The sequence below is a fragment of the Streptococcus cristatus genome (assembly GCF_001588905.1).
In the GTDB taxonomy this organism is placed as follows: domain Bacteria; phylum Bacillota; class Bacilli; order Lactobacillales; family Streptococcaceae; genus Streptococcus; species Streptococcus cristatus_N.
Genome location: NZ_LAWH01000020.1, coordinates 41,589 through 48,467, shown reverse-complemented (window position 1 = coordinate 48,467; position 6,879 = coordinate 41,589). Strand labels below are relative to the sequence as shown.

The 6,879-nt window shown below is 43.5% G+C and carries 7 protein-coding genes; 1 reads left to right on the top strand and 6 read right to left on the bottom strand.

Going from position 1 to position 6,879, the window contains the following annotated elements; genetic code table 11:
- Positions 1 to 115 precede the first annotated feature (115 nt).
- Genes A0765_RS04540 through A0765_RS04515 form a run of 6 tightly spaced genes read right to left on the bottom strand, consistent with a single transcriptional unit; the run spans position 116 to position 5,617 of the window.
- Positions 116 to 1,492, bottom strand: a complete 1,377-nt coding sequence (locus A0765_RS04540; RefSeq protein ID WP_048764028.1) for a sensor histidine kinase — start codon at positions 1,490 to 1,492, stop codon at positions 116 to 118.
- Positions 1,489 to 2,145: a response regulator transcription factor gene (locus A0765_RS04535; protein ID WP_045496783.1), complete on the bottom strand. Its 657-nt coding sequence runs from the start codon at positions 2,143 to 2,145 to the stop codon at positions 1,489 to 1,491. Before A0765_RS04535 ends, A0765_RS04540 begins: the two co-directional genes overlap by 4 nt.
- Before the next feature lie 21 nt (positions 2,146 to 2,166).
- On the bottom strand, positions 2,167 to 3,384 hold the full coding sequence (locus A0765_RS04530) for an ABC transporter permease (RefSeq protein WP_048764025.1): 1,218 nt from the start codon (positions 3,382 to 3,384) through the stop codon (positions 2,167 to 2,169).
- 11 nt (positions 3,385 to 3,395) lie between these two features.
- Positions 3,396 to 4,070: an ABC transporter ATP-binding protein gene (locus A0765_RS04525; protein ID WP_062004917.1), complete on the bottom strand. Its 675-nt coding sequence runs from the start codon at positions 4,068 to 4,070 to the stop codon at positions 3,396 to 3,398.
- Positions 4,057 to 5,322 (bottom strand): efflux RND transporter periplasmic adaptor subunit, encoded by a 1,266-nt coding sequence (locus A0765_RS04520; RefSeq protein WP_062004914.1) that lies wholly within the window; start codon positions 5,320 to 5,322, stop codon positions 4,057 to 4,059. Before A0765_RS04520 ends, A0765_RS04525 begins: the two co-directional genes overlap by 14 nt.
- Before the next feature lie 28 nt (positions 5,323 to 5,350).
- A complete protein-coding gene (locus tag A0765_RS04515; RefSeq protein WP_005592220.1) occupies positions 5,351 to 5,617 on the bottom strand; it encodes a hypothetical protein in 267 nt (88 codons plus the stop codon).
- 238 nt (positions 5,618 to 5,855) lie between these two features.
- Here A0765_RS04515 and A0765_RS04510 point away from each other — a divergent pair, with 238 nt between their 5' ends.
- Complete coding sequence (locus A0765_RS04510; RefSeq protein ID WP_062004912.1) at positions 5,856 to 6,866, top strand: lactonase family protein; 1,011 nt, start codon at positions 5,856 to 5,858, stop codon at positions 6,864 to 6,866.
- The last annotated feature ends 13 nt before the right edge of the window (positions 6,867 to 6,879 follow it).

The following is a 6,879-nucleotide window of genomic DNA, read 5'->3' as shown; positions in this document are numbered from 1 at the left end:
ACAGTTGAGTAGGGCTGTAAAAGCTGATGAAATCAGCGTAATAGAGCCCACTCAACCACTGCGTCTTGCTCGACAATCCAAAGACAATTAAGAGACTAGGACTTTTGTCCCAGCCTCATATCTGTTCCATTTGAGGTAAAAAAATCGTGAAGCGCATCCACCTATTCTCAACTGCTTCAAAGCGATAAGCGAGATGGTGCTTTTCTAAAATCTGCTGCACGATGAAGAGCCCCAGCCCCGTACCACCATCCTTGCGATTGCGACTGTAGTCTGGTCGATAAAATGGCTGGAAAATCTGCTGGATCTGTGAGTCATCCAGCACTCGCTCAGCTTCATTTTCTACAATTAATAGCCCATCTTCTAAACGAACCAAGATTTCTCCGCCTTCTACTGTATAATGGAAGGCATTGTCAATCAGATTCTTAATAGCTTTCAGTAAATAGGTCTTATTTCCTCGGACTTTCGTTTCTGTAAGTTGGACATTAAATTGATAATGCTTGAGGTCAGCCAGAACCTTGTAGGTACTGATATTTGCTTCAAGCAGCTCTTTGAGTGAGAAGATTTCTCGCTCTGTCTCCATGGTCATTTCTAGCTTTGAAATGGCTAGGATAGACTGGACTAAGCCTGATTGCTCTTCCAATATTTCGCGGCACTTCTGCAGGTATTTGTCCCGATCTTTAAAATCGCCCACTCCATAAATCATCCCGTCAATCATTCCCATCATACTGGTAATGGGTGTCTTGAGTTCGTGGGAGGTCATTCGGAGAAATTCTGCCTTTTCGCGCTCGCTTTCTGCAACTTTTTCATTTTCTAATCGCAGAGCTTCCATACTTGCTAGGAGGTTGGCATATAAGTGATTGATATCCTGAGCTAGATCGGCAATTTCATCATGCCCTTTCACCTGACAGGAAACATCTGGAAGCAGACTTGTCATTTGCCGAGTGCTAGAGGAAATATCCTTAATTCGCTGACTGGAGGTCCGACTATAGAGATAGGCAGCAAGCCCTCCCAGACTCAACGACAAAAATAATACAAAAGGATAAAGATTAAGCAAGATCCGACTGGCATCCGAAACGGGCTGCAGAGAATACTCGCCTCGCAGGACTACTTCTTTGCCGTCCGATGTCCGAAAACTTTCTGACAGAGTCTTGCTTTCATAGTTACTATTGGCGATGGTCGGAACAATCGTCAGCTGGAGAGAGCTTTCTCCATTCGTTTCAAGTGCTGGGTAAAGAATCGTATTGTCTTTCGCCAGCAAGGTGAACCAGATCTGATTGCTTTTTTTGCTATAATTGCTCAAGAGCTCACTGATTTCTTGGCTAGACTTTCCCTTGACCTGCTTGGCTACCTGAGCAAACTCACGCTGGGCTTCTCCTCCCTTGACCTGCTGGTAGTAAACCGGCATGGCAAAATAGAGAGTGGATAGAACGATCGTCACAACGACAAAGATGATGAAAGTCGTCAAGAGGAAGTTCTTTTTGACAATCTTCACGTGTCTTCTCCTCCAAGCTGATAGCCCATACCTGTGATGGTTTTCAGAGGGATACCTGGGATTTTCTTACGAATGTTCTTGATGTGATTATCTAGCACCCGACTGTCTAGCTCACTGTAGCCCCAAATGGTATTCATGAGCTGATCGCGGGTTACTAAATGATCCTTTCTCTTGGCTAGAGCCTGCAAGATCTCATACTCTTTCTTGGTCAGAGGCATCTTTTCTTCCTGCCAGTAAACGGTACAATCATCGATAGAGACAGTCAAATCACCAACAGTAATCTCTGACGCAACCGTATTTCGTCGCAGAATATTCTCAATCCGTTTAACTAAGATTAGTGGTGAGAAAGGCTTGGTCACATAGTCACTGATGAGGTGGTTAAAGCTGACCAGCTGAGTGTACTCATCATCTAGCGCTGTCAGAATCATGACCGGAATCTGAGAAGTCTTGCGAATTTCCTTGAGGACATCCAGCCCACTCATGGTTGGCAACATCATGTCCAAAATAACTAAGTCAAAAGACTCTGCTTCAAATTGAAGCAAAGCCTCGCCTCCATCAAAGACTGGTGTAACTGCATAGTTACTTTCTTTTAAAAATTCACAAATGACTTGATTAATCGTAGTATCGTCTTCCACTACTAAAATCTTGTGCATATATGCTTGATTCTCCTTTATTTATTCAAATCGCAGGGCTTCAATTGGATCCAGCTTGGATGCTTTCACGGCTGGCAAGAGCCCAAATACTACTCCTATTATACAACAAAAGAGCAAACTTACAAAGACTGAAAAGAGGGATAAAATATAAGGATAGGCCAAAGACTGGGTAATAGCAAAACCAGAGGCGATACCTGCTACTACGCCAATAATTCCTCCCATCAAAGTCAAGATAACCGCTTCGATCAGGAACTGCTTGAGAATGATCTTTCGTCGAGCTCCCAGAGCCTTTTTAATCCCGATTTCACGCGTCCGCTCTGTCACTGAGACCAGCATGATATTCATAACACCGATACCTCCGACTAAGAGGGAGATGCTGGCAATACCCGCTAGCAAGACAAAGTTAGACTGGTTAAGGTTATCCAATTGACGCTCAAATTCTTGCAGATTTAGCACACCAAACATATAGTCTGACTGAGGCATCTGCTGATTGAGATAATCACTGACCTTCTTGGCCACCTTCTTCAAATCATCGGCTTTGTGGGTCTGAACGGTGACTTCTGGACTGACATTAATGGTATCAAAAATCCGATGCCATTGTTGCAGAGGAATATAGGCCACCTTTTCCGAACCAGAGGTCAGGCCACTCTGCTCAGTAGACTCAAAGACGCCGATAACTTTAAAAGGATTGCCCTTGACTTCTACGTACTTACCGATACCGTCTCCCTTAGGAAAAAGAGTATCATAAAGAGACTTTTCTAGATAGGTTACTTGTTCTTGATTTTTGAAGGCTTCAGAGTCAAAGCCCTCCCCTTCCAACAGCCGTTGCTGCTTGATGTCAGCTACCGACTGGGAAACTGCCTGAACCTTGCTAGATGACTTTTGGCTGAGATAGTAAATCTTTTCGTCCGCCCCATAGGTCATCAAAGCATTTTTAACTCCAGGAATTTCCTTGATTTTGGACAAGACATCCTCTCCCATGAAGGGAATGTAGGAAGGCTTCTGCGCTTGGGATTTCTCCGGAATAGAGGGATCGATGGCGCTTTTCTTGTCGTAGACGACTTTGATGGTATTATTGCTACCACCGATCAGCTGACGCTTGGTATTTTCTGTATTTCCTTCAATGATGGAAAAGATAGCAATAATAGCGCCAATCCCGATGATAATCCCCAGCATGGTCAGCATAGAGCGCATTTTGTGGGACAGGATGGAGTTTAGAGCTACAAAAATATCTTCCATATAGCCCCCTTCTATCCTAATGCCCGAGTCTCTATATTACCGTCCCGCAAGACAACCGTTTGCTTGCAAAGCTGAGCCACTTCTGGCTCGTGGGTAATGATGACAATGGTTTTACCTTGTTCGTTAAACTGCTTGAACAGCTCCATGATCTGAACACTGGTCTTGGTATCCAGCGCCCCAGTCGGCTCGTCTCCCAAGATAAAGCTGGGATTGGTCACTAGGGCACGCGCAATAGCTACCCGTTGCTTTTGACCACCGGACAGCTCCATAGGCTTGAAGTCACTTCTTTCTTCCAGACCGACCAATCGCAGCATTTCCAAAGCGCGCTCGCGTCTCTCTTTTTTAGGAACTTTCATGTAAGTCAGAGGCAGTTCAACATTTTGACAGGCTGTCAGCTTAGGCATGAGGTTGAAATTCTGGAAAACAAAGCCAATCTTCTGATTACGCAAATCAGATAGTTGGTTGTCAGACAGGTCAGAGACGTCAGTCCCTTCGATATGGTAGGTCCCTGAGTTCGCCTTATCTAGGCATCCGATGATGTTCATCAGGGTGGACTTGCCAGATCCGGACGGCCCCATAATCGCTAGAAAATCCCCCTCTTTCACATGCAGATCAATTCCTTTTAAAATCGGAAATTCCTGACTGCCCTGCTGATAAGATTTGTGGATATCCTTAAGCTTTAACATTCTGTCCTACCTCCATCCCTTCTTCCATGCCTTCTCTAGGCGTCGAAATGGTATCCTTCATAGTCAGACCTTCTGTAATCTCTACCAAACGGTCAGAGACTTTCTTGGTCTTAACTTCCTTCATTTTTACCTTTTTACCCTCTACCTTCCAGACATAGGTCTTACCATTTTTACTGAAAGTATAGGCCTTGTTGACGACTACCTTACCGGCCTCAGGAGCATTTTCCACGACATTGACATAAGAATGGGAGCCTACAAGTGGCATTTCACCGCCTTGGTCCAGCTCGACAGTATAAGGATACTTGCCTTGGTTGGGATTTTCCTGTTGTTTATTTCCACCATTGCTATTTCCAGTATTTGCAGTTGTCAAGGTGCCGACTTGCGTCACGGTACCACTCCAGCGTTTCTTAGGATCCTTGCGGTCCACGACATCTACTCTCTGGCCCACGCTCAGCTTCTCACGGTCAAATTCACTAACGCTCCCTTTGATCAGAGTTTTAGACTTGTCCATGATTTCGATAAAGGTTTCTTCTTCCTTTTTAGCCTTGGACTGAGTCGGAAGATCTTCGTTCATCGAGGTAATAGTTCCCGCTGTATCAGCCGTCACAGTATCATATTTCATGCGGTCTGATTCCGTTTGAGCTGTCACCTGAGCCTTTTCAGCCTCAATCTGAGCATTCGTTACTTCATTGTCAGCAGTCTTTGCGTCACTTAGCGCTTGAGCCAGCTCGTCTTCAGCAGATTTTATCTGATCTAACAAAGACTCATCCTTACTAGAATTGTATTTATTCTTAAGAGTATTGAGATTAGCCAGCTTTCGGTTATAGGTTTCCCATTTGATGGATGCGCTAGTTTGAGCAGCCGTAATGCTATTGGCCTTAGCTTGAGCATCATACTGAGCAGACTGGGCTGTCAATTCCTGAGAGGTTACGTAGGAAAAGAGAGGCTGGCCTTGTGTAACAGTATCGCCATTTTTAACGAATACTTCCTTAACTTCACCTTTTGATGGATCAATCTTGACCTTACTGCTATTGTTAGCAACTACTTCTCCAGATAAAACTAGGCTTGTTTTTTTACTGTTATTAACAGCATCTTGGACCGTCAGTGAATCAATCTTATTATCGACCATTTTCATGGCTTGTTGTTGATTAACCTGATGAAGAAGTACATAGCCTCCCAGCCCTGCACAAGCAAGAATGACCGTGCTTCCCAATAGAATGGTTTTACGATTCATTTTTTTTATTTGAAACATATTGCCTCCAACCTACAAGTTCTAACTTTTATTTATCAGTTGATTCAGATTCATCTGTTGGTAATTCTTCTCCATCTGCTGGGATTTGAATCACGTTTCCGTCCGGCATGGTATACTCTGTCACTTCCTTGCCGTCTACTGTTTTCGTTTTTTGATCAACAGCATCTTTCTTAAAATCTACTTTTTTCCCATCACTAATTTCTTTATTGTCAGCATTCTTAGAACCGCATGCAGCTAGGAAAAAGACAGACATTCCGATAAGAGTTACAAGCATAGCGAATTTTTTTACGTTCATTTGATTTCTCCTTTGTTTTAGAAAACAGGAATTTTGAGCTTTCCTGATCGTATTTGTTTTTTTGAACAATTCCATTCTATCAAAGTGGTCTATCCCCTTCCTACCCACCATCTGTTTTTTATCTATTTTTTGATAAAATTTGGAATTCTCCTCTAGATACAGGACTTTTCCTATCCAAACAGCTTCTTAAGTCATTTTATGGTATAATAGATTGATTTTAAAAGAATGAGGTGGAAACATGACTCAAACAGTTTATTTTGGAACATACACCCGACGAGTTTCCAAAGGAATTTACAAGGCAGAGTTTGATACTGAAAAGGGAGAGCTCTCAAACTTAGAATTAGTAGTCGAAGAACCAAGTCCCACTTATCTAGCCTTTGACCAAGCTGATCATCTGTACACCGTTGGTGCCAAAGACGGACAAGGGGGGATTGCAGCCTATGACCAAAAAAAACAGCTTCTCAATCATGTGGTTGAAGAGGGCGCACCGCTTTGCTATGTTGCTGTAGATAACGAAAGAGGACTTGTCTACGGAGCTAACTACCACAAGGGGCAAGTGCTGGTCTACAAGCAGCAAGAAGATGGCAGTCTAAAACTGGCTGATTCAGATACTCATGTCGGGCAAGGACCTCACGCCAATCAAGCCTCTGCCCATGTCCACTATGCTGACTTGACTCCCGATCAATATCTGATTACTTGTGACCTCGGAACAGATCAAGTTACTACCTACGATGTGACGGAAGACGGACAACTAAACAAATTGGCTACCTACACATGTGCTGCTGGAGCCGGAGCACGCCACATTGTCTTTCATAACCATTATAAAATTGCTTATCTTATCTGCGAATTAAACTCTACCATCGAAGTATTGATTTATGATGGTGTTGGTCAGTTTGAACACCTACAGACCATCTCAACTCTCCCAGCAGGATTTGAAGATTTTAATGGCACTGCAGCCATCCGCATCTCTGCTGATGGGAAATTCCTCTATGGCTCTAACCGTGGCCATGACTCAATAGCTGTTTATCAAATTCTAGCTGATGGAAGTCTACAGCTCGTTGAAATCACGCCAACAAAGGGCAAAAATCCACGCGATTTCAATATCACACCTGACCAAAACTACCTCATCGCTGTCCACCAAGATTCGGACAATGCAACTGTCTTCAAACGCGATTCTGAAACAGGTCGATTAACAGAAATCTCTCATGATTTCTATGTGCCAGAAGCTGTCTGCGTAACCTTCCAATAATCAAAAGAAAATT